This window comes from Streptomyces sp. P17 (genome assembly GCF_032436805.1).
Taxonomy (GTDB): domain Bacteria; phylum Actinomycetota; class Actinomycetes; order Streptomycetales; family Streptomycetaceae; genus Streptomyces.
The window spans coordinates 1-20,800 of record NZ_JAVRBF010000010.1 but is presented as its reverse complement, the minus strand read 5'-3'; the positions used below and the strand labels follow the sequence as shown (position 1 = coordinate 20,800).

Here is a 20,800-nt window from a genome sequence, read left to right as displayed (position 1 = left end):
CATGCGAACTGAGCCCGTGGTCCAGGTCCAGGCCCTGGTGAAGCGGTACGGCACGAAGACCGCGGTGAACGGCCTCGACCTGGTGGCCCGAGCGGGGGTGACCGCCGTACTCGGACCCAACGGCGCGGGCAAGACGACCACGGTCGAGACCTGCGAGGGCTACCGCAAGCCGGACTCGGGGACAGTGCGCGTCCTGGGCCTCGACCCGGTGCGACAGTCCGCTGAGCTCCGCCCCCGGATCGGCGTGATGCTGCAGTCCGGTGGCGTGTACTCGGGCGCCCGGGCCGACGAGATGCTCCGCCACGTGGCCAAGCTGCACGCCCACCCCCTCGCCGTGGACGCCCTCGTCGAGCGCCTCGGCCTCGGCAGCTGCGGCCGGACCACCTACCGCCGTCTCTCCGGCGGCCAGCAGCAGCGGCTCGCGCTGGCGATGGCCGTCATCGGCCGTCCGGAGCTGGTGTTCCTGGACGAGCCGACCGCCGGGCTCGACCCGCAGGCCCGCCGCGCCACCTGGGACCTGATCCGGGACCTGCGCGCGGACGGCGTCTCGGTCATCCTCACGACCCACTACATGGACGAGGCCGAGCAGCTCGCCGAAGACGTCGCGATCATCGACGCGGGCCGGGTCATCGCCCAGGGCTCACCCGAGGAACTGTGCCGCGGCGGAGCCGAGAACACCCTGCGCTTCACCGGCCGCCCCGGCCTGGACGTCGGCTCCCTGCTCAAGGCCCTGCCCGCCGACTGCACGGCCGCCGAACTGACCCCGGGCTCCTACCGGGTGGGCGGCAAGGTCGACCCCCAACTGCTCGCGACGGTCACCTCCTGGTGCGCGCAGCACGGGGTGATGCCGGAGAAGATCTCGGTGGAACGTCACACCCTCGAAGACGTCTTTCTGGAGCTGACCGGCAAGGAGCTGCGCCCGTGATTCAGGCCCGCACAAGCACCTGCTGGGGGTCCGGGGGTCATCCCCCGGGAAGACACAGCCTGGAGCTGACCGGCAAGGAGCTGCGCCCGTGATTCAGGCCCGCACAAGCACCTGCTGGGGGTCCGGGGGTCACCCCCCGGGAAGACACAGCCTGGAACTGACCGGCAAGGAGCTGCGCCCGTGATTCAGGCCCGCACAACCACCTGCTGGGGGTCCGGGGGTCACCCCCCGGGAAGACACAGCCTGGAACTGACCGGCAAGGAGCTGCGCCCGTGAGTGTGGGTACGTACGCCCCGAGGCCCGGGGCCGCCCCGCTGCCCCGCATGATCATGGCGCAGGCGGCGCTGGAGACGAAGATGCTCCTGCGCAACGGCGAGCAACTGCTGCTCACGGTCGTCATCCCGACCCTGCTGCTGGTCCTGTTCAGCACGGTCGACGTCGTCGACACCGGCGAGGGCGAGGCCGTGGACTTCCTCGCCCCCGGCATCCTCGCGCTCGCGGTGATGTCGACGGCGTTCACGGGCCAGGCCATCGCGACGGGCTTCGAGCGCCGGTACGGCGTCCTGAAGCGCCTCGCCTCCTCCCCGCTCCCCCGCTGGGGCCTGATGACGGCGAAGACCCTGTCGGTCCTGGTCACCGAGGTCCTCCAGGTCCTGCTGGTGACGGTGATCGCCTTCGCGCTCGGCTGGGACCCGCAGGGCAACCCGCTGGCCGTGATCCTGCTCCTGATCCTCGGCACGGCCGCCTTCTCGGGCCTCGGTCTGCTGATGGCGGGCACACTCAAGGCGGAGGCCACGCTCGCCGCCGCCAACCTGGTCTTCCTGCTGCTGCTCGTCGGCGGCGGGGTCATCGTGCCGCTGGACAAGTTCCCGGACGCGGCACAGGACGTGCTCGGGCTGCTGCCGATCTCGGCGCTGTCGGACGGCCTGCGGGACGTCTTGCAGCACGGGGCCGGGATGCCGTGGGCCGACCTGGGGATTCTGGCCGTCTGGTCCGTCGTGGGGCTGGCGGCCGCCGGGAGGTTCTTCCGCTGGGAGTAACCCCCTCGTGAAAGCGTGCACAAGCCCGGCCCTACGATAGGTCGCGTGCCGAATCTGACCCGCGCCGACGCCGTAGCGGCCGTGCGCAACCCGCTCGCCTTCATCGCCGCACGCTGGACCCCGGATCCGAAGACGGTTCAGCGGGCGGCCCTCGCCGCGCTCGTCATGTCGGTGGTCATCGTGGTCACCGGCGGTGCGGTGCGGCTGACCGGCTCCGGCCTGGGCTGCCCGACCTGGCCCAAGTGCACCGAGGACTCGATCAGCAACACCGCCGAGATGGGCATCCACGGCTACATCGAGTTCGGCAACCGCATGCTGACGTACGTGCTGTGCGCCGCCGTCGGCTGGGCGATCATCGCCGCGCGCTCCGAGAAGCCGTACCGGCGCAGCCTGACCCGTCTCGGCTGGGCGCAGTTCTGGGTGGTGATGGGCAACGCGATCCTCGGCGGGATCGTCGTGCTGGTCGGCCTGAACCCGTACACGGTCGCCGCGCACTTCCTGCTCTCCACGGCGCTGATCGCGATCGCCACGGCGATGTGGCAGCGCACCCGGGAGGGCGACGAAGCGCCCCGCCCGCTGGTCGGCAAGGCCGTGCAGCAACTGGTCTGGGTGCTGGTCGTGGCCACCGTGCTGCTGATCGCGGTCGGCACGGTCGTCACCGGCGCGGGCCCGCACGCGGGCGACTCCAGCGAGGTCGAGCGCATGCCGCTGGCCTGGGAGAGCGTGAGCAAGCTGCACGCGGTCCTGGCCTGGATCGTGGTGACCCTGACCTTCGCCCTGTGGTTCGTCCTCAAGGCGGTGGAGGCCCCTCGCGGCCCACTGACCCGCACCCGCGACCTGTTCCTGATCCTGCTGGCCCAGGGCGCCATCGGCTACGTCCAGTACTTCACCGACCTCCCCGAGATCCTGGTCGGCGCCCACATGTTCGGCTCCTGCCTGGTGTGGATCGCGACGCTACGGGTCCTGCTGTCGCTGCGGGAACGCCCGTCGACGGAGGTCGAGCTCCCGGGTCCGGCCGCCGAGACGTCGCTGACCAGGGCCTGAGTCCGGCTCACTCCAGCCCGTACACCCGCCGGGCGTTCCCCGCCGCGATCAGCCCCGCCACGCGCTGCGCGTCCGCCGGCGACCACGCCCCCTCGGCGACCCAGGTGCCCAGCACGCGTCCGAGGGCGTCGCGGAAGAGGCGGGCGCCCACGACGTGGAGTTCCGGGAGTTCCTGGCCGCCGCTGGAGAAAAGGATCTTGCCGAAGGGGGCGAGTTCCAAGATCTCCGCGAGGACGGTCGCGGCGCGGGCGCCGGTGCGGACCAGGGCGGCGCCGGAGTCGGCGTAGACGTGCGGGAAGACGCCGGCCAGGTGGGCGGCGTGGCGGTGGTACGGGTAGCTGTGCAGCAGGATCAGGTCCGTGCCGAGGCCCGCCGTGGCGCGGACGAAGTCCGTGAGCAGCACCGGATCCGTACGGTCGATGCGCAGGCCCGGTTCGCCGAGGCCCGCGTGCAGTTGGAGCGGCAGGCCCGAGGCGACCGCGCTCCACAGCAGATGCCGGAGCAGCACCGGGTCGGTCAGCTCGCCGCCCACCCGGCGCCCGGCCAGCCAGCGCCCCGCCGCGCCCCGCACCTCGCCGGGTCCCGGCGGCTCGGGCGCCAGCGCGAGGCCGTGCCGTACGCCCGCGACCGAGGTGAAGGCGACCGCGTGCGCGGCGGCGCCGTGGACCGATTCGGCGAGGTTGGCCAGGAAGGACTCGACGGTTCCCGAGGTGTCGGCGACCTGTTCCGCGAGGAGTTCCAGCCGCACGATCTCATGGGCCTGCGCGGCTCCGGCGCAGGCCAGCTCGTCTGGTCCGGTGAGGTCGCCGGGCAGTCCGGTGTCGACCAGGTAGGTGGTGATGCCGCTGCCCCGCAACAGCCGCCGGCCCGACTCCAGTACGCCGAGTTCACGGCGCCGGGCGAGATAGCGGGCGGGCGGGCAGTGCGGTTCAAGGCCCAGCAGCGGGGGGCACCAGCGCCGTACGGCGAAACCCGTCTGGGTGTCGAAGAGGGTCGTGCCGGGGGCCGGCGGGCCCTCGGTGCGGGCGAGGCGGGCCTCGAAGGTGCCGAGGCCCAGCTCCGTACGCAGCACGCCGTGGCAGTACTGGTCCACGAGGGACGGCGTTTCGATCATCCGGACTCCCGTGGGTGGACCCTTTACAGGGCTTAACGGGTGAACCGGGGTCGGGGGTGCGGCCGGGAGGCGTCAGCCGTTGCTCGGGCCGCCGACCTGAATTCCGGCCATCCGCGTCCACTCGTACGGGCCGGTCTTCACCTTCGCCGCGAACTCGCCGTCGAATTCTTCGTGAACAGTGATGCCCGCCTTCTGCACCGCCTGTTCGGCGATCGGGTACGTCGGGGCCACCAGGCTGCCCCAGTTGCCGTCCTCGCCGACGAGGGCGATCCGGGCGCCGCGCTCGCCGAGGTAGGCCACCTGGGCCTCGGCGCCGCCGTGTGCCTTGGAGAAGGCGCTGATCTGCTTGGCCAGCTTGGCCGCCCGGCGCTCGGCCTTCGCGTCAACCGCTTGCGTGTCTGCCATGGTCAGGATGCTACCGACGAGTAGATCAAACGGCGACGGGGGGACCGAGTGACGCTTACCTCAGGAAGGGGTCCACCGCGACCGCGACGAACAGCAGCGAGACATAGGTGATGGACCAGTGGAACAGCCGCATCTCCTTCAGCTTCGTGCCCGTCACCTCGGCCTTCGCCCGGTTCTGCAGGGCGTGCGCCTCCCACAGCCACCAGCCGCCCGCCACCAGCGCGACCAGTGTGTAGAACCAGCCCGTGTAGCCGAGGGGGGTGAGGAGGAGCGAGACCGCCACCATCACCCAGCTGTAGAGCACGATCTGCTTGGCGACGGTCTTGTTGGAGGCGACGACCGGGAGCATCGGCACGCCCACACGCGCGTAGTCCTCCCGCACCTTCATGGACAGCGGCCAGTAGTGCGGCGGCGTCCAGAAGAACATGACGAGGAAGAGGATGACCGGCGCCCAGGACAGGGAGTTCGTGACCGAGGACCAGCCGATCAGCACCGGCATACAGCCCGCGATGCCGCCCCACACGATGTTCTGCGAGGTGCGGCGCTTGAGGATCATCGTGTAGACGACGACGTAGAAGAGGAGCGCGCCGAGGGAGAGCCAGGCCGACAGCCAGTTGACGGTGAGGCCGAACAGCAGGGTGGACACGATCGCCAGGGTGATGCCGAAGGCCAGGCACTCGCGCGGGCTCACCATGCCGGTGACCAGCGGGCGCTGCGAGGTGCGGTCCATGAGCGCGTCGATGTCACGGTCGATGTACATGTTCAGCGCGTTGGCGCCGCCCGCGGAGAGATAGCCGCCGAGGCAGGTGAGGAGGACGAGGCCGAGATCGGGTACGCCCTGCTGCGCCAGGAACATCACCGGAACGGTGGTGATCAGCAGCAGTTCGATGATCCGCGGCTTGGTCAGCGCCACGAACGCCTTGACCCGGGCCCCGATCGGCCGCCGGCTCGGGCTCTGGCTCGTCCCGATAATCCCCGCTGGACGGGATTCAACGGCCGTCACGCACACCCCTGACAGAGACATCCCAGCAAGCCTCCCGGTGTGAAGCCCCGGTAAAGGCTCGCGCGTACCACGCCACTGTAGACGTTGCCCAGACCCGGGCATTCGCGGGGGTGGCCTCGTGTTGGTGAGCGCCGCCGGAAGAGCCGATCGGGACTCGATTGAGCACTCGTTCGAGCGGCTTCGTATTCACTTGCCGAACGCGGTACGGACCAGTCGGGAGGCGGATACCGGCGAGTCCCGGCAGTCTGGAATGACTCGAAAAAACGCACGTACATACGGGGGTAGGCTCGACAACGGCCGGGGCGCCCCGTGCACCGGCAATTCGACATGCGTGACATGTGGAGAGGAGCCCTGACCCAGGGTGAGCACCAAGCCGACCACCACAGACATCGAGTGGACCGAACTGGACCAGCGGGCCGTGGACACCGCCCGCGTCCTGGCCGCCGACGCCGTACAGAAGGTCGGCAACGGCCATCCCGGTACGGCGATGAGCCTTGCGCCTGCCGCGTACACCCTCTTCCAGAAGGTGATGCGGCACGACCCGGCCGATGCCGACTGGGTCGCCCGCGACCGCTTCGTGCTGTCCGCGGGCCACTCGTCCCTGACCCTCTACACCCAGCTGTACCTGGCCGGCTTCGGCCTGGAGCTGGACGACCTGAAGTCGTTCCGGACGTGGGGCTCGAAGACCCCGGGTCACCCGGAGTACGGCCACACCACGGGTGTGGAGACCACCACGGGCCCGCTGGGCCAAGGTGTCGCCAACGCGGTGGGCATGGCGATGGCCGCCCGCTACGAGCGCGGTCTGTTCGACCCGGAGGCTCCCGTCGGTGAGTCCCCGTTCGACCACTTCATCTACTGCATCGCCGGTGACGGCTGCCTCCAGGAGGGCATCTCCGCCGAGGCCTCCTCACTCGCCGGCCACCAGCAGCTCGGCAACCTGATCCTGCTGTGGGACGACAACCACATCTCGATCGAGGGCGACACCGAGACGGCCGTCTCCGAGGACACGGTCAAGCGGTACGAGTCGTACGGCTGGCATGTGCAGCGCGTCGAGCCGCAGGCCAACGGCGACCTCGACCCGGTCGCCATCTACGAGGCCATCCAGCAGGCCAAGGCCGTCACGGACAAGCCGTCGTTCATCGCGATGCGCTCGATCATCGCCTGGCCGGCCCCCAACGCCCAGAACACCGAGGCCGCGCACGGCTCGGCGCTCGGCGACGACGAGGTAGCGGCCACCAAGCGCGTCCTCGGCTTCGACCCGGAGCAGAGCTTCGAGGTCGCCGACGAGGTGATCAACCACACCCGCCAGGCGCTGGAGCGCGGCCGTCAGGCCAAGGCGGAGTGGGAGAAGTCCTTCCAGGAGTGGCGCAACAACAACGCCGAGCGCGCGGCCGAGTTCGACCGCATCGCCGCGGGCGAGCTGCCCAAGGGCTGGGAGTCGGCCATCCCGGTGTTCGAGCCCGGCAAGGGCGTCGCCACCCGCGCCGCGTCCGGCAAGGTGCTCCAGGCGCTCGGCCCGGTCGTCCCGGAGCTGTGGGGCGGCTCGGCCGACCTGGCGGGCTCCAACAACACGACGATCGACAAGACGTCGTCGTTCCTCCCGGCGGACAACCCGCTTCCGGAGGCGAACCCGTACGGCCGCACGATCCACTTCGGTATCCGCGAGCACTCCATGGCCGCGGAGATGAACGGCATCACGCTGCACGGCAACACCCGTGTCTACGGCGGCACCTTCCTGGTGTTCTCCGACTACATGCGCAATGCCGTGCGTCTGTCGGCCCTGATGCACCTGCCGGTGACGTACGTGTGGACGCACGACTCCATCGGTCTCGGTGAGGACGGCCCCACCCACCAGCCGGTCGAGCACCTCGCCTCGCTGCGCGCCATCCCGGGTCTGAACGTGGTCCGCCCGGCCGACGCCAACGAGACCGCCATCGCCTGGCGCGAGATCCTCAAGCGGTACACGAAGGTCTTCGGCAAGGGTGCCCCGCACGGCCTCGCGCTGACCCGTCAGGGCGTGCCGACGTACGAGCCCAACGAGGACGCCGCCAAGGGTGGTTACGTCCTGTTCGAGGCCTCGACGGGGACGCCCGAGGTGATCCTGATCGCCACCGGTTCCGAGGTGCACGTGGCCGTCGCGGCGCGCGAGCAGCTGGAGGCCGACGGGGTGCCGACGCGGGTCGTGTCCATGCCGTCCGTGGAGTGGTTCGAGGAGCAGGACCAGGGGTACCGGGACAGCGTCCTGCCGCCCGCGGTCAAGGCGCGTGTCGCGGTGGAGGCCGGCATCGGGCTCACCTGGCACAAGTACGTCGGGGACGCCGGTCGCATCGTTTCCCTGGAGCACTTCGGTGCTTCGGCCGACGGCAAGGTCCTTTTCCAGGAGTACGGCTTCACTGCGGAGAACGTGGCCGCCGAGGCGCGGGAATCCCTCGCCGCCGCCCGGCGCTGACGCTCACATACGACACGTAGGAGATGTAATTCCATGACAGACGCACTCAAGCGCCTCTCCGAGGAGGGCGTGGCGATCTGGCTGGACGACCTGTCGCGCAAGCGGATCACGTCCGGCAACCTCGCCGAGCTGATCGACCAGCAGCACGTCGTGGGCGTCACCACCAACCCGACCATCTTCCAGAAGGCGATCTCGTCGGGCGACGGTTACGAGCAGCAGCTCGCCGACCTCGCCGCCCGCAAGGTCACCGTCGACGAGGCGGTCCGCATGATCACCACGGCGGACGTCCGGGACGCCGCCGACATCCTGCACCCGGTCTTCGAGGCGACCGGCGGCAAGGACGGCCGGGTGTCGATCGAGGTCGACCCGCGGCTCGCGCACAACACCAAGGCGACGATCGCCGAGGCCAAGCAGCTGGCCTGGCTGGTCGACCGCCCCAACACGCTGATCAAGATCCCGGCCACCAAGGCGGGCCTGCCGGCCATCACCGAGGTGATCGGCAACGGCATCAGCGTCAACGTCACGCTGATCTTCTCGCTGGAGCGCTACCGCGAGGTCATGGACGCCTACCAGGCGGGCCTGGAGAAGGCCAAGGAGAAGGGTCTCGACCTCTCTCTGATCCACTCGGTGGCGTCCTTCTTCGTGTCCCGAGTGGACACCGAGATCGACAAGCGGATCGACGCGCTCGGCACCGACGAGGCCAAGGCCGCCCGCGGCAAGGCCGGCGTCGCCAACGCGCGCCTGGCCTACCAGGCGTACGAGGAGGTGTTCGGCACCGACCGCTGGAGCGCGCTGGAGAAGGCGGGCGCCAACAAGCAGCGTCCGCTGTGGGCCTCCACCGGCGTGAAGGACCCGGCCTACAAGCCGACCCTGTACGTCGACGAGCTGGTCGCGCCGAACACGGTGAACACCATGCCCGAGGCCACCCTGCAGGCCACCGAGGAAGGTGGCCGGATCCGCGGCAACGCGGTCGCCGATACCTACGAGCAGGCCCGCGCCGAGCTCGACGCCGTCGAGAAGCTCGGGATCTCGTACGACGACGTGGTGCGGCTGCTGGAGGACGAGGGCGTCGAGAAGTTCGAGGCTTCGTGGAACGACCTGCTCAAGTCGACCGAGGCGGAGCTCAACCGCCTCGCCCCCGCGGAGGGCTGACATCTTGTCCCCCCTTTCCGGTTCCGGAGCGAACCCGCTTCGTGACCCCGCCGACCGACGGCTCCCGCGTATCGCGGGGCCGTCGGGCCTGGTCATCTTCGGCGTCACGGGCGATTTGTCACGAAAGAAGCTCATGCCCGCCGTGTACGACCTCGCGAACCGGGGTCTGCTGCCGCCGGGTTTCTCGCTGGTCGGCTTCGCCCGGCGTGAGTGGCAGAACGAGGACTTCGCCCAGGAGGTCCACGACGCGGTCAAGGAGCACGCCCGGACCCCCTTCCGCGAGGAGGTCTGGCACCAGCTCATCCAGGGCATGCGGTTCGTCCAGGGCACCTTCGACGACGACGAGGCCTTCGAGCGGCTGCGCGACACCATCGACGAGCTGGACAAGGCACAGGGCACGGGCGGCAACTTCGCCTTCTATCTGTCCGTGCCGCCGCGCTCCTTCCCGGTGGTCATCCAGCAGCTGAAGAAGCACGGCCTCGCCGACCAGACGGGCGGCTCCTGGCGCCGCGCGGTCATCGAGAAGCCCTTCGGCCACGACCTGAAGTCGGCCGAGGAGCTCAACAAGGTCGTGCACGAGGTGTTCGCCCCGGACCAGGTCTTCCGGATCGACCACTACCTGGGCAAGGAGACCGTCCAGAACATCCTGGCGCTGCGCTTCGCCAACACGATGTTCGAGCCGATCTGGAACCGGTCCTTCGTGGACCACGTCCAGATCACGATGGCCGAGGACATCGGCATCGGCGGCCGGGCCGGCTACTACGACGGCATCGGCGCCGCCCGTGACGTCATCCAGAACCACCTGCTCCAGCTGATGGCCCTCACGGCCATGGAGGAGCCCGCCTCCTTCGACGCGGACGCGCTGGCCGCGGAGAAGACCAAGGTGCTCGGTGCCGTACGGCTGCCGAGGGACCTGGGGCGGGACACCGTGTTCGCGCAGTACTCGGCCGGCTGGCAGGGCGGCGAGAAGGCGGTCGGCTACCTCCAGGAGGAGGGCATCGACCCCAAGTCGAAGACCGACACCTACGCCGCGATCAAGCTGGAGGTCGACAACCGCCGCTGGGCGGGCGTCCCCTTCTATCTGCGCACCGGCAAGCGGCTCGGCCGCCGGGTCACCGAGATCGCGGTGGTCCTGCAGCGGGCGCCGCACTCCCCCTTCGACCACACGGCGACGGAGGAACTCGGCAAGAACGCGATCGTGATCCGCGTCCAGCCGGACGAGGGCGTCACGGTCCGCTTCGGCTCCAAGGTGCCCGGCACCTCGATGGAGATCCGGGACGTGTCCATGGACTTCGCCTACGGCGAGTCCTTCACGGAGTCCAGTCCGGAGGCGTACGAGCGCCTCATCCTGGACGTCCTGCTCGGCGACTCGAACCTCTTCCCGCGTACCGAGGAGGTCGAGCTGTCCTGGAAGATCCTCGACCCGATCGAGGAGTACTGGGACAAGAGCGGCACTCCGGCCCAGTACCCGGCCGGCAGCTGGGGTCCCGGCGAGGCGGACGACATGCTTGAGCGAGACGGACGGAGCTGGCGCCGGCCATGAAGACAGACCTCACGGACACCACGGCCAGCAAGATCAACAAGGCCCTTGTCCAGGGCCGCCGGGCCATCGGCACCCCTGCCGTCGGCATGGTGCTCACGCTGGTCATCGTGACGGACGAGGAGAACGCGTACGACGCGCTCAGGGCCGCGAACGACGCCTCGCGCGAGCACCCCTCGCGCACGCTCGTGGTCATCAAGCGCGTCTCGCGCTCGCCCCGCGACCGGACGAAGTCCCGCCTGGACGCCGATGTGCGGGTGGGCGCGGACGCGGGCACCGGCGAGACCATCGTGCTGCGGCTGTACGGCGATGTCGTCAACCACGCCCAGTCGGTGGTCCTGCCGCTGCTGCTGCCGGACGCCCCGGTCGTGGTCTGGTGGCCGGTGAACGCGCCGCTGGACCCGGCCAGCGACCCGCTGGGCGCACTGGCCCAGCGCCGGGTGACCGACACCTACGCCTCCGAGCAGCCGGTACGGGACCTGGAAGCCCGCGCCGGCACCTACACCCCCGGCGACACGGACCTGTCGTGGACCCGCATCACGCCCTGGCGCTCGATGCTGGCCGCCGCTCTGGACCAGGTCGTGTGCGAGGTCAAGGGCGTGGAGGTGGAGGGCGAGGAGTTCAACCCGAGCTGTGAGCTGCTGGCGATGTGGCTCGCGGACCGGTTGGACGTCCCCGTCAAGCGCTCCCTGTCGTCGGGCCCCGGCCTGACGGCGGTCCGCATGTCCACCGACTGCGGCCCGATCGTGCTGGACCGGGCGGACGGCTCGCTGGCGACCCTGTCCATCCAGGGCCAGCCGGACCGTGCGGTGGCGCTCAAGCGGCGTGAGACGGCCGAGCTGATCGCGGAGGAGTTGCGACGGCTCGACCCGGACGACACGTACGCGTCCGCGCTGCGGTTCGGGGTGGAGCGGCTGCACTCGGTCGCCGAGGAGCCGGAGCCCGCGGAGGAGCCCGTCGCCGTGGAGACGCCGGTGGAGGAGGCCGCGAAGGCTCCCGCCAAGAAGGCGGCCAAGAAGGCCCCCGTGAAGAAGGCGGCGGCGAAGTGAGCACTCCGCAGCTGGTCGTGCACCGCGACAAGGAGCTGATGGCGCAGGCCGCGGCGGCCCGGCTGATCACGAAGATCGTGGACGCGCAGGCCTCACGGAGCTATGCGTCCGTGGTCCTCACCGGTGGGCGCAACGGCAACGGCCTGCTGGCCGCGCTGGCGGCGGCCCCCGCCCGGGACGCCATCGACTGGGCGCGGCTCGACCTGTGGTGGGGCGACGAACGCTTCCTCCCCGAGGGGGATCCGGAGCGCAATGTCACGCAGGCCCGCGAGGCCCTGCTGGACGCGGTGCCCCTGGACCCCAAGCGGGTGCACGCCATGCCCGCATCGGACGGCCCCTACGGCACCGACGCGGACGCGGCGGCGGCCGCCTACGCCGCTGAACTGGCCCGCGCGGCAGGCCCCGAGAACCACGGCGCGGTACCGACCTTCGACGTCCTGATGCTGGGCGTCGGACCGGACACGCATGTGGCGTCGCTGTTCCCGGAGCTCCCGGCGGTCCGCGAGACCGAGCGGACGGTGGTCGGCGTACACGGCGCGCCCAAGCCCCCGCCCACCCGGGTCACCCTCACCCTCCCGGCGATCCGGGCGGCCCGCGAGGTCTGGCTCCTGGCCGCGGGCGAGGACAAGGCCCGGGCCGCGGCGATCGCCCTCTCGGGCGCGGGCGAGGTCCAGGCCCCGGCGGCGGGCGCGCACGGCAGGCAGCGCACGCTGTGGCTGCTGGACGCGGCGGCGGCCTCGCAATTGCCGCGGTCGCTGTATCCGCCGGCTTCGGCGTGAGTGGGGGCGGCGGGGATCGTTTTCGCCCCCGCCGCCCCTGCCCGTCCCATCCCAGGGGGCTCTGCCCCCTGGACCCCCGCTCCTCAAACGCCGGAGGGGCTGATTATTCAGCCCGTCCGGCGTTTGAGGACGAGGCCCCTTCAGGGCCGAAGCGGGGGTCTGGGGGCGGCAGCCCCCAGGGGACGGTGGGGGTCCCCCTCTGGGGGAGGGCAGGGGCGGCGGGGGCGAGAAACCCTACTTGACCGACCCCGCCATAACCCCCTGCACAAAGTGCCGCTGGAACGCGAAGAACACCACAACCGGCACCACCAACGACACAAACGCCCCCGGCGCCAGCACATCGATGTTGCTGCCGAACTGCCGTATCTGCGACTGGAGTTCCACCGTCAGCGGCTGCGACGAGCTGTCCGCGAAGAGCAGGGCGACCAGCATGTCGTTCCACACCCACAGGAACTGGAAGATCGCGAGGCTGGCGATCGCGGGCCGCCCGACCGGCAGCACGAGCCGCGTGAAGATCCGCCACTCCCCGCCGCCGTCCATCCGCGCGGCCTCCAGCATCTCCTTGGGCATCTCGGCGAAGTAGTTCCGCAACAGGAACACCGCGAACGGCAGGCCGTAGGCGACGTGGAAGAGCACCACACCCGGGATCGTGCCGAACAGCCCCAACTGGCCGAAGAGTTTGGCCACCGGCAGCAGTCCGACCTGCACCGGAACCACCAACAGCGCCACCACGACCAGGAAGATCGCCTCCCGGCCGGGGAAATCCAGCCAGGCGAAGGCGTATCCGGCGAGCGCCGCGAGGACCACGACCAGCACGGTCGTCGGCACCGAGATCAGCACGGTGTTCCAGAACGCCTGGGTGATCCCCGCGTTCTCCAGCAGCGCCGAGTAGTTGTCCAGGGACAGCTGACCCGGGCTGGTGAACACCGTCCACCAGCCGCCTGTCGCGGTGTCCTCGGCCGATCTGAGCGAGGACAGCAGCAGCCCGGCGAGCGGGGTGACCCAGACCAGACCGACCAGGACGAGAAAGGCCTGCACCACACTGCTGCCGAGGGTCCGGCGGACGGCGTTCATCGCTGACTCCTTCGGAAGCGGCGGAGGTTGAAGACCATGGCGGGGACGACCAGGAGCAGCAGAAGCACGCCGAGCGCGCTGCCCAGCCCCTGGTTGTTGCCGCCGCCGAACGACACCAGCCACATCTGGGTGGCGAGGACAGTCGCGTCCTCCTGCACCGGCCCCGGCGCGATGATGTAGACGAGATCGAAGACCTTCATCACATTGATCACCAGCGTCACGAAGACCACGGTCAGCACGGGCGCGAGCAGCGGCACCGTGATCTTCCGGAAGATCTGCCACTCGTTGGCACCGTCCATCCGCGCCGCCTCCAACGCGTCACGCGGCAACGTGGCGAGCCCGGCACCGATCAGCACCATCGCGAACCCGGTCCAGATCCACAGGTACGCCCCGATGATCGCGGGCGTCACCAGCACAGGACCGAGCCAGGAGATCCCCTCATAAGGCGCGGCGAAGTTCGAGGCCGGCAGCCGTATCTCATAGGCGCCATCGGCCAGTTCGGGGAAGCGGAACGAACCGTCGGACCCGGTCGTCGTCGTAGCGGCCGTACGCCCGTTGCGCACCGCCTCGACCGTGATCTCCGGCAGCCCGCTCTCCCGCCGGTCGACCTTGCCCTGTTTCCCTCCCCCGCCGGGCGTGAAGTCCAGGTAGACGACTCCGCTCAGTTCGCCGGGGGCGGCCTCGCGGGCGGCGGCCCGGTAGGCGGGTTCGGCGTCCGCGGGAAGTTCCTTGGGCGGGACGCCGACCAGGCCGAGCGTCACCGACTCCCCGGTCGAGGCGCTCGTACGATACGAGCCGTCCGCGGACTTGGTCAGTCCCTGCCCCTCCCTGCCACGCGCCGTCGGGTACGCCGACGTGCCCTTGATCGCGTCGTGGACGGAGACCACGGCGGCGTTGAGGACGCCCTTGTCGGGGTCCTCGTCGTAGGCGAGCCGGAAGATGATGCCGGCGGCGAGGAAGGACACCGCCATCGGCATGAACAGCAGCAGCTTGAAGGCGGTCGCCCAGCGGACCTTCTCCACCAGCACGGCCAGGATCAGGCCGAGCCCGGTGAGCAGGGCCGGGGCCACCACCACCCAGATCGCGGTGTTGCGGACGGCCTTGAGGGTGGCCGGGTCGCGGAACATCTCGGAGTAGTTCTCGCCGCCCACGAACCGGGTGCCGGAGGCGTCGAAGAAGCTGCGGCCGACGGAGAACAGCACGGGGTAGACGACGAGCGCGCCGAGCAGCAGCAGCGCCGGGAGGACGAAGAGGAGGGCGATGATCCGCCCCCGCCGCCGCAGGCGCCGGGCCCGCTCGGGGAGCGCGACGGGCGGCGGGGGGTTCGTCTCCTTGACGAGGGTCGCGGTCATGGCGCGTCAGCCCTTGTACGCCTTGGCCGCGGCGGCCTCCAGCTTCGCCGCGGTCCCCTTCGGGTCGGACGGGTCGCGCAGGAAGTCCTGGAGGATCTTCCACTCGCCGGTGCCCTTGGTGCCGCCGAAGGCCGCGGGCGCCTGGTCGGACATGTCGAAGCGGACCGAATCCCCGGCGGCGATCAGGGACTTGGCGGTGGCCCGGGTGACCCCGTCGCTGTACGCGGCCGGGTCCAGCGACTTGTTCGGGGACAGGAAACCGCCCGCCTCGGCCCACACCGCGGCCGCCTCCGGGGTCGCCAGGTACTCCACGAGCGCCTGGGCGGCCTTCTGGTTCTTGCCGTCCTTCAGTACGACGGCCGCGTCGCCGCCGCTGACGACGGGTGCCTCGCCGCCGTCGACCGCCGGGAACGGGAAGAAGTTGGCGTCGTCGCCGATGGACTTGCCGAACTGGTCCTTGGCGACGCCCGCGACGAAGTCGCCCTCGTAGACCATGCCGGCCTCCGCCTTCGGCCCGAAGACCTTCTCCACCGAGCCGGGGAAGTCGGTGTTGAGGGCGCCGTCCTGGCCGCCGGCTATCAGCTGCTCGTCCTTGAAGAGCGTGCCGAGGGTGGTGAGCGCCTCGACCACGCTGGCGTCGGTCCACTTCAGCTCGTGCGCGGCGAGCGCGTCGTACTTCTCGGGTCCGGCCTGGGAGAGATAGACGTTCTCGAACCAGTCGGTGAGCGTCCAGCCGTCCTGGCCCGCGACGGAGAAGGCGGCGAGCCCGGAGTCGGAGACGGTCTGCCCGGCCTTGAGCATCGCCTCGAAGGTCCGCGGCGGCTCCACCCCGGCCTGGTCGAGGGCGTCGGGGCTGTACCAGACGGTCGACTTGTGGGCGGCCTTGAAGTAGAGGCCGTAGAAGGTGCCGTCGACGCTGCCGTACGTCTTCCAGACGCTCGCGAAGTTGGCGTCGACCGCGCTCTCGGTCTTCTGGGACAGCGGCTTGAGCCAGCCCTGTCCGGCGAACTGCTTCAGGACGCCGACCTGGGGCACGAGGACGACGTCGGGGGCGTTGCCGCCCTCGATCTTGCTGCCGACGACGGTGGAGACGTTGTCGCCGGTGGACATGAACTGCGTCTTGGCGCCGGTCTTCTCGGCGAAGGCGTCCAGCACCTTCTGGAAGTTCTTCTGTTCGCTGCCGGACCAGACACCGGCCACGGTGACCGTCTGGCCGCTGAGCGCCTGGTCGCCGCCGCCGGCTGTGACGGGGCCGCCGCCGCAGGCGGTCGCGCCGAGGGCCAGGGTGAGGGCGGTGCAGCCCACGAGCAGTCGTCGCATCATCGTTGATGTCCCTTCAAAAGGTTGGGAGTTGACGGAAAATCAGAGGTCGCCGATCCACCAGGCGGCCGTGGCGCCGGGGAGGACCCCGGCCGGGCAGGGGCCGCTGGACAGCAGCGGGGTGCCGGAGACCGGGGCGGGGGCGGGGGCCGTACCGAAGTTGACGGCGCAGACCACCCCGTCGCCGCGGGTGAAGGCGAGGACGCCGGGCGCGCTGTCCAGCCAGCGCAGCTCGCCCTCGCCCAACTGGGGCAGTGAGGCGCGCAGTTGGAGGCCGTCGCGGTACAGGTGCCAGAAGGAGCGGGTGTCGGCGAGGGCGCGGTCGGTGGCGTACTCGGCGAAGTACGACGGCTGCGGCAGCCAGGGCTTGGCGCCCTCGACACCGGAGGTGAAGCCGAACGGCGAGGCCTGTCCCGACCAGGGCAGCGGCACCCGGCAGCCGTCCCGGATCCGGGCGCGGCTTCCGGTGCGCCGGAAGATGGGGTCGGTGAGCACGTCGTCGGGCAGATCGACGACCTCGGGCAGGCCCAGCTCCTCGCCCTGGTAGATGTACGCGGCTCCCGGCAGCGCCAGCATCAGCAGCGCGGCGGCGCGGGCGCGGGCGGCGCCGAGCCCGCTGCCCTCGGTGGCGGGTTCGCCGTAGCGGGTGACGGTGCGGACCTGGTCGTGGTTGTTGAGGACCCAGGTCACCGTCGAACCCGTGCCGGCTATGTCCTGCATCGCCTCGGAGATGACCTTGCGGAAGGCGTCGGCGTCCCAGGGGGCGCCGAGCAGGTCGAAGAAGAAGGCCTGGTGGAGTTCGTCGGGGCGGACGTACAGGGCGTGTTCGCGTGCCGTCGGCACGGAGACCTCGCCGACCAGGAGCCGTTCACGGCCGTCGCGGGCGGTGTACTCCTCGCAGACGGCCCGCCACCGGCGCCACACGTCGTGCACCTCGGGCTGGTTCCAGGCGAGCGGGTTGACCGAGTCCCGGGTGCGGGCGTCGGCCTCGGGGTCGTCCGAGTCGGGCAGGTCCGGGTGCTTGAAGAGACCGGCGGCGACGTCGATACGGAAGCCGTCGACGCCCCGGTCGAGCCAGAAGCGGAGCACCTGGTCGAACTCGGCGCCGATCTCGGGGTTGCGCCAGTTCCAGTCGGGCTGCTCGGGCGCGAACATGTGCAGGTACCACTGGCCGTCCTCGACGCGGGTCCAGGCCGGGCCGCCGAACATCGAGTGCCAGTTGTTGGGCGGCTCGGCGCCGTCCGGGCCACGGCCGTCGGCGAAGTGGAAGCGGGCGCGGGCCACGCTGCCGGGCTCCGCCGCAAGGGCCTCGCGGAACCACGGGTGCTCGCTGGAGCAGTGGTTCGGGACGATGTCCAGCAGCACCTTGACGCCGAGCCGCCGGGCGGCCGCCATCAGCAGGCCGAACTCGGCGAGGTCGCCGAACAGGGGGTCGACATCGCGGTAGTCGGCGACGTCGTAACCGTGGTCGTGCTGCGGCGAGGGATAGAAGGGGCTCAGCCAGATCCCGTCGACGCCGAGCTTCTTCAGATACGGCAGTCCGGCCCGGACGCCTGCGAGATCGCCGACGCCGTCGCCGGTGCTGTCCAGGAAGCTGCGGACGTACACCTGGTAGATCACCGCGTCCCGCCACCAGCGGTACTTACTCAACATGTATGCATGTTAGGTAGGCGTATCCTGAGGGTGTCAATGAAAAGAACGCAGGCTACTGGCGAGTTGTGATCTCAAATCCGGACTTACTAGGCCACACTGAGGCCAGATGAAATATCCGCGTTACCTAACAGGTAACTAGGGGGCTCAGCGACCGGAGACCGCGGCCAGCTCGCGCGCCAGTCTCCGTACCGCTGCCTCGGGCGTCATGCGCCCGGTCATCGCGTCCCGCACGACGGCCTGCACCACCAGGCTGACCTGGTCGTAGCGCGGGCTCTTGGGGCGCGGCGCGGCCGTGAGCACGCTCTCGCGCAGGGTCGGCAGGTACGGGAACTCCCTGATGAGTTCGGCATCCCCGTAGAGACCGGCCCGCACCGGCGGCAGCGCGCCGCGCGTGAGGACCTGGCGCTGGACGCGCTCACTGGTCAGATACGCCATCAGACGCGCGGCGGAGTCGGGGTACCGGGCATGCGTACTGACGGCCAGATTGGAGCCGCCGAGCACACTCGTGCCCGGCCCGTCCGGCCCCGGCAACGGCGCTGCGCCGATCTTCCCGGCGGCCGGCGACCCCTCGGCGTCGGCGACGACATAGGCGTAGGGCCAGTTGCGGAGGAAGAGCAGGCGTCCGTCCTGGAAGGCCTGCTTGGACTCCTCCTCCTTGTAGGCCAGAGCCCGTTGCGGAATCCAGCCCTCGCGCACCCCGCGCGCCAGGAACCCGATGCCCTCGCGGGCGGCCGCCGAGTCGACGGTGACCCGCTCGCCCTCGCCGCCGAGGATGGACCCGCCCGCCGAGTAGACGGCCTCGGCCGCGTTGACGGTGAGCCCCTCGTACGGCAGGAACTGGCCCGCGTAGCCGTCGAGTCCGTGCTTCGGCGCGATCGTCTTCGCCAGCTGCTCCAACTCGGCCCAGGTGCGCGGCGGTTCGACCCCTTCCTCGGCGAGGATGTCCTTGCGGTAGAGGAGCAGGCCGGCGTTGGTCACGTACGGGACGGCGTAGAGCCGGCCGTCGTAGGTCGCCGTGTCGACGACCGGGGGCAGGAAGGTCTCCAGCGGGAAGCGGTCCCGCGGCAGCGGCCGGATCCAGCCCGCCGCCGCGAACTCGGAGGTCCAGTTCACGTCGATGTTGAGCACGTCGAACCGGCCCCGACCGTCGTCCCGCAGGTCGGTGGCCATCTGGGCATGGCTCTCGTCGGCGGAGTCCGGCAGCTCGACGAGGGTGACCCGCTCACCGGGGTGGGTGCGGTTCCAGCCTTCCAGGAGGGGGCCGAGGTAGCCGGTGAGGTCACCGGCCGTGGCCAGGGTGAGCGGACCGCGCCCACCGTCGTCCGCCCCACCGGAGCGCACACCGGAGGCTGCGTAACCGGTCAGGACCACCAGCAGAACGAGAAGGCCCCTACCGGCGGCGTGTATCCACCGCATAGGTTCCTCCTTGTACACCGGCACGGGCGTCGTCGCCAGAGGCCATGTATACCTGTTAGGTATGCGCGATACTAGGGTCTGTCGCACATTACGCCTGTCGCACATGGCGAGGACCCGAGGAGGACAGCACGAGTGCGCCTGCCCCTCCTGGCACTCCTCGCGCGCGGCCCCGCCCACGGCTACGAGCTCAAGCAGGACCTTGAGCAACTGCTGGGCTCGGCGTACCCTCAGCCGAACGTCGGCCAGATCTATGTCACCCTCGGCCGCCTCGAAAAGTCGGGACTGATCGAGGGCGAGGACGTCGAACAGTCCAGCCGGCCCAACAAGAAGGTCTACCACCTCACCGACGCCGGGCGGGAGGCGCTGAGCGCCTGGTTCGAGGAGACCGAGGACGAGCCGCGGGTGCGGGACGAGTTCTTCATGAAGCTGGCCCTCGCTCCCCGGACCGGCCTCGCCGACCAGATCGCCCTCATCAACAAACAGCGGCGCCAGTACCTCACCACCATGCGCAACCTCTCGAAGCTGGCCGCCGCCGAAGACCGCGACAACCGCATCGCCCATCTGCTCATCGAGGGCGCGATGCTGCATCTCCAGGCCGATCTCGACTGGCTGGAGCGCTGCCAGGAAGAGCTGGAGGAGCTGGAATGAGCGACGGTCCCGCTCCCGTGCTGCACGCCGAGAGCCTGGTCAAGACGCACTACGGCGAGGGCGCCCCGGCGCACGCCGTGCGCGGGGTCGACCTGCGGGTGGCACCCGGCGAGTTCGTGGCGATCACCGGCCCCTCCGGCGCCGGGAAGTCGACGCTGCTGCATCTGCTGGGCGGTCTGCAGCGACCGGACAGCGGCAGCATCCGCCTGGACGGCGTGCCCACGGACGCGTGGAGCGAGGGGCGCTGGGCCGTGGAGCGCAGAAAGCGCATCGGGATCGTCTTCCAGTTCTTCAACCTGGTGTCCAACCTGTCCGTGGCGGACAACGTCGAGCTGCCCGCCCTCCTCGCCGGTGTCCCGCCCAGGAAGGCGCGCGCCGAGCGGGAGGAGCTGCTGGCCGAGCTGGGCCTCGCGGGCAAGGAGCGCAGCATGCCGGGCGAGCTGTCCGGCGGTGAGCAGCAGCGGGTCGCGCTGGCCCGCGCCCTGGTCAACCAGCCCCCGCTGCTGCTGGCCGACGAGCCCGCGGGCAGCCTGGACAGCAAGGGCACCCGCGAGGTGATGCGGCTGCTGTCCCGCTTCCACCAGCGCGGCCAGACCATCCTGCTGGTCACCCATGACGCCCGTCTCGCGAGCGCCGCGGACCGGGTGATCAGCTTCTTCGACGGCCGCATAGCCGACGACGCGACCCTCGACGACGGCACCCCGCCGCGCCGCGCCGGCATATCCGGCGTACTGGAGCTCAGGGACTGACATGCGGCCGTACGACGATCCCCGGGACCTGAGCCGGATACGTGCCACTGCGGTGTGCTGGAGCTCACGGACTGCCCTGCGGCCCAAC

General features: G+C 70.4%; 18 protein-coding genes. 10 read left to right on the top strand and 8 right to left on the bottom strand.

Translation table 11 applies throughout. From position 1 onward, the window contains the following. The first annotated feature begins 1 nt into the window (after position 1). The 3 genes from RMT89_RS08560 (at position 2) to RMT89_RS08550 (ending at position 3,009) form a co-directional block, all read left to right on the top strand. The gene (locus RMT89_RS08560; RefSeq protein WP_315883191.1) at positions 2-925 is read left to right on the top strand and encodes an ABC transporter ATP-binding protein; all 924 of its coding nucleotides are present in this window, start codon (positions 2-4) and stop codon (positions 923-925) included. A gap of 323 nt (positions 926-1,248) precedes the next feature. Then, positions 1,249-1,965 (top strand): ABC transporter permease, encoded by a 717-nt coding sequence (locus tag RMT89_RS08555; RefSeq protein WP_315883313.1) that lies wholly within the window; start codon positions 1,249-1,251, stop codon positions 1,963-1,965. 54 nt (positions 1,966-2,019) lie between these two features. After that, positions 2,020-3,009, top strand: coding sequence for a COX15/CtaA family protein (locus RMT89_RS08550; protein ID WP_315883312.1), 990 nt, complete (start codon positions 2,020-2,022; stop codon positions 3,007-3,009). Between the two features lie 7 nt (positions 3,010-3,016). Here the strand turns inward: RMT89_RS08550 and RMT89_RS08545 are convergent, their stop codons facing one another. The 3 genes from RMT89_RS08545 to RMT89_RS08535 form a co-directional block, all read right to left on the bottom strand. After that, positions 3,017-4,123, bottom strand: a complete 1,107-nt coding sequence (locus RMT89_RS08545; protein ID WP_315883190.1) for an amidohydrolase family protein — start codon at positions 4,121-4,123, stop codon at positions 3,017-3,019. Between the two features lie 72 nt (positions 4,124-4,195). Next, positions 4,196-4,528 (bottom strand): hypothetical protein, encoded by a 333-nt coding sequence (locus RMT89_RS08540; RefSeq protein ID WP_315883189.1) that lies wholly within the window; start codon positions 4,526-4,528, stop codon positions 4,196-4,198. A gap of 55 nt (positions 4,529-4,583) precedes the next feature. Continuing rightward, positions 4,584-5,552 carry a heme o synthase gene (locus tag RMT89_RS08535; protein WP_399497783.1) on the bottom strand — a complete coding sequence of 323 codons (969 nt, stop codon included), beginning with the start codon at positions 5,550-5,552 and terminating at the stop codon, positions 4,584-4,586. A gap of 340 nt (positions 5,553-5,892) precedes the next feature. On the opposite strand from RMT89_RS08535, the gene tkt reads away from it, so the two are divergent. The 5 genes from tkt to pgl are packed head-to-tail and all read left to right on the top strand — an operon-like array spanning position 5,893 to position 12,500. After that, entirely contained in the window at positions 5,893-7,980 is a 2,088-nt protein-coding gene (gene tkt / locus RMT89_RS08530; protein WP_315883188.1) for a transketolase, read from the top strand. A 33-nt stretch (positions 7,981-8,013) separates the two neighbouring features. Then, complete coding sequence (tal, locus tag RMT89_RS08525; protein ID WP_315883187.1) at positions 8,014-9,132, top strand: transaldolase; 1,119 nt, start codon at positions 8,014-8,016, stop codon at positions 9,130-9,132. 4 nt (positions 9,133-9,136) lie between these two features. Continuing rightward, positions 9,137-10,675, top strand: coding sequence for a glucose-6-phosphate dehydrogenase (zwf, locus tag RMT89_RS08520; RefSeq protein ID WP_315883186.1), 1,539 nt, complete (start codon positions 9,137-9,139; stop codon positions 10,673-10,675). Continuing rightward, positions 10,672-11,721 (top strand): glucose-6-phosphate dehydrogenase assembly protein OpcA, encoded by a 1,050-nt coding sequence (gene opcA / locus RMT89_RS08515; RefSeq protein ID WP_315883185.1) that lies wholly within the window; start codon positions 10,672-10,674, stop codon positions 11,719-11,721. Before zwf ends, opcA begins: the two co-directional genes overlap by 4 nt. Beyond that, positions 11,718-12,500, top strand: coding sequence for a 6-phosphogluconolactonase (pgl, locus tag RMT89_RS08510; protein ID WP_315883184.1), 783 nt, complete (start codon positions 11,718-11,720; stop codon positions 12,498-12,500). The genes opcA and pgl overlap by 4 nt, the downstream gene beginning before the upstream one ends. A gap of 234 nt (positions 12,501-12,734) precedes the next feature. On the opposite strand, the gene RMT89_RS08505 is transcribed toward pgl, so the two are convergent. The 5 genes from RMT89_RS08505 to RMT89_RS08485 form a co-directional block, all read right to left on the bottom strand. Then, positions 12,735-13,574, bottom strand: coding sequence for a carbohydrate ABC transporter permease (locus tag RMT89_RS08505; protein ID WP_315883183.1), 840 nt, complete (start codon positions 13,572-13,574; stop codon positions 12,735-12,737). Continuing rightward, the gene (locus RMT89_RS08500) at positions 13,571-14,926 is read right to left on the bottom strand and encodes a sugar ABC transporter permease (protein ID WP_315883182.1); all 1,356 of its coding nucleotides are present in this window, start codon (positions 14,924-14,926) and stop codon (positions 13,571-13,573) included. The genes RMT89_RS08505 and RMT89_RS08500 overlap by 4 nt, the downstream gene beginning before the upstream one ends. A 6-nt stretch (positions 14,927-14,932) precedes the next feature. Continuing rightward, a complete protein-coding gene (locus tag RMT89_RS08495) occupies positions 14,933-16,249 on the bottom strand; it encodes an ABC transporter substrate-binding protein (RefSeq protein ID WP_315883181.1) in 1,317 nt (438 codons plus the stop codon). Positions 16,250-16,288: 39 nt separating this feature from the next. Then, positions 16,289-17,899, bottom strand: a complete 1,611-nt coding sequence (locus RMT89_RS08490; RefSeq protein WP_315883180.1) for a glycoside hydrolase family 13 protein — start codon at positions 17,897-17,899, stop codon at positions 16,289-16,291. 144 nt (positions 17,900-18,043) lie between these two features. After that, positions 18,044-19,315 carry an ABC transporter substrate-binding protein gene (locus RMT89_RS08485; RefSeq protein WP_315883179.1) on the bottom strand — a complete coding sequence of 424 codons (1,272 nt, stop codon included), beginning with the start codon at positions 19,313-19,315 and terminating at the stop codon, positions 18,044-18,046. A gap of 132 nt (positions 19,316-19,447) precedes the next feature. Here RMT89_RS08485 and RMT89_RS08480 point away from each other — a divergent pair, with 132 nt between their 5' ends. Both RMT89_RS08480 and RMT89_RS08475 read left to right on the top strand, forming a co-directional pair. Continuing rightward, on the top strand, positions 19,448-19,963 hold the full coding sequence (locus RMT89_RS08480) for a PadR family transcriptional regulator (protein ID WP_315883178.1): 516 nt from the start codon (positions 19,448-19,450) through the stop codon (positions 19,961-19,963). After that, entirely contained in the window at positions 19,960-20,712 is a 753-nt protein-coding gene (locus RMT89_RS08475) for an ABC transporter ATP-binding protein (RefSeq protein WP_315883177.1), read from the top strand. The genes RMT89_RS08480 and RMT89_RS08475 overlap by 4 nt, the downstream gene beginning before the upstream one ends. The last annotated feature ends 88 nt before the right edge of the window (positions 20,713-20,800 follow it).

Bases quoted from the DNA above. Each gene is read 5' to 3' on its own strand.
- RMT89_RS08560 (WP_315883191.1), top strand. From the start codon at position 2: ATGCGAACTGAGCCCGTGGTCCAGGTCCAGGCCCTGGTGAAGCGGTAC.
- RMT89_RS08555 (WP_315883313.1), top strand. From the start codon at position 1,249: ATGATCATGGCGCAGGCGGCGCTGGAGACGAAGATGCTCCTGCGCAAC.
- RMT89_RS08545 (WP_315883190.1), bottom strand. From the start codon at position 4,123: ATGATCGAAACGCCGTCCCTCGTGGACCAGTACTGCCACGGCGTGCTG.
- RMT89_RS08540 (WP_315883189.1), bottom strand. From the start codon at position 4,528: ATGGCAGACACGCAAGCGGTTGACGCGAAGGCCGAGCGCCGGGCGGCC.
- RMT89_RS08535 (WP_399497783.1), bottom strand. From the start codon at position 5,552: ATGTCTCTGTCAGGGGTGTGCGTGACGGCCGTTGAATCCCGTCCAGCG.
- tal (WP_315883187.1), top strand. From the start codon at position 8,014: ATGACAGACGCACTCAAGCGCCTCTCCGAGGAGGGCGTGGCGATCTGG.
- opcA (WP_315883185.1), top strand. From the start codon at position 10,672: ATGAAGACAGACCTCACGGACACCACGGCCAGCAAGATCAACAAGGCC.
- RMT89_RS08505 (WP_315883183.1), bottom strand. From the start codon at position 13,574: ATGAACGCCGTCCGCCGGACCCTCGGCAGCAGTGTGGTGCAGGCCTTT.
- RMT89_RS08500 (WP_315883182.1), bottom strand. From the start codon at position 14,926: ATGACCGCGACCCTCGTCAAGGAGACGAACCCCCCGCCGCCCGTCGCG.
- RMT89_RS08495 (WP_315883181.1), bottom strand. From the start codon at position 16,249: ATGATGCGACGACTGCTCGTGGGCTGCACCGCCCTCACCCTGGCCCTC.
- RMT89_RS08490 (WP_315883180.1), bottom strand. From the start codon at position 17,899: ATGTTGAGTAAGTACCGCTGGTGGCGGGACGCGGTGATCTACCAGGTG.
- RMT89_RS08485 (WP_315883179.1), bottom strand. From the start codon at position 19,315: ATGCGGTGGATACACGCCGCCGGTAGGGGCCTTCTCGTTCTGCTGGTG.
- RMT89_RS08475 (WP_315883177.1), top strand. From the start codon at position 19,960: ATGAGCGACGGTCCCGCTCCCGTGCTGCACGCCGAGAGCCTGGTCAAG.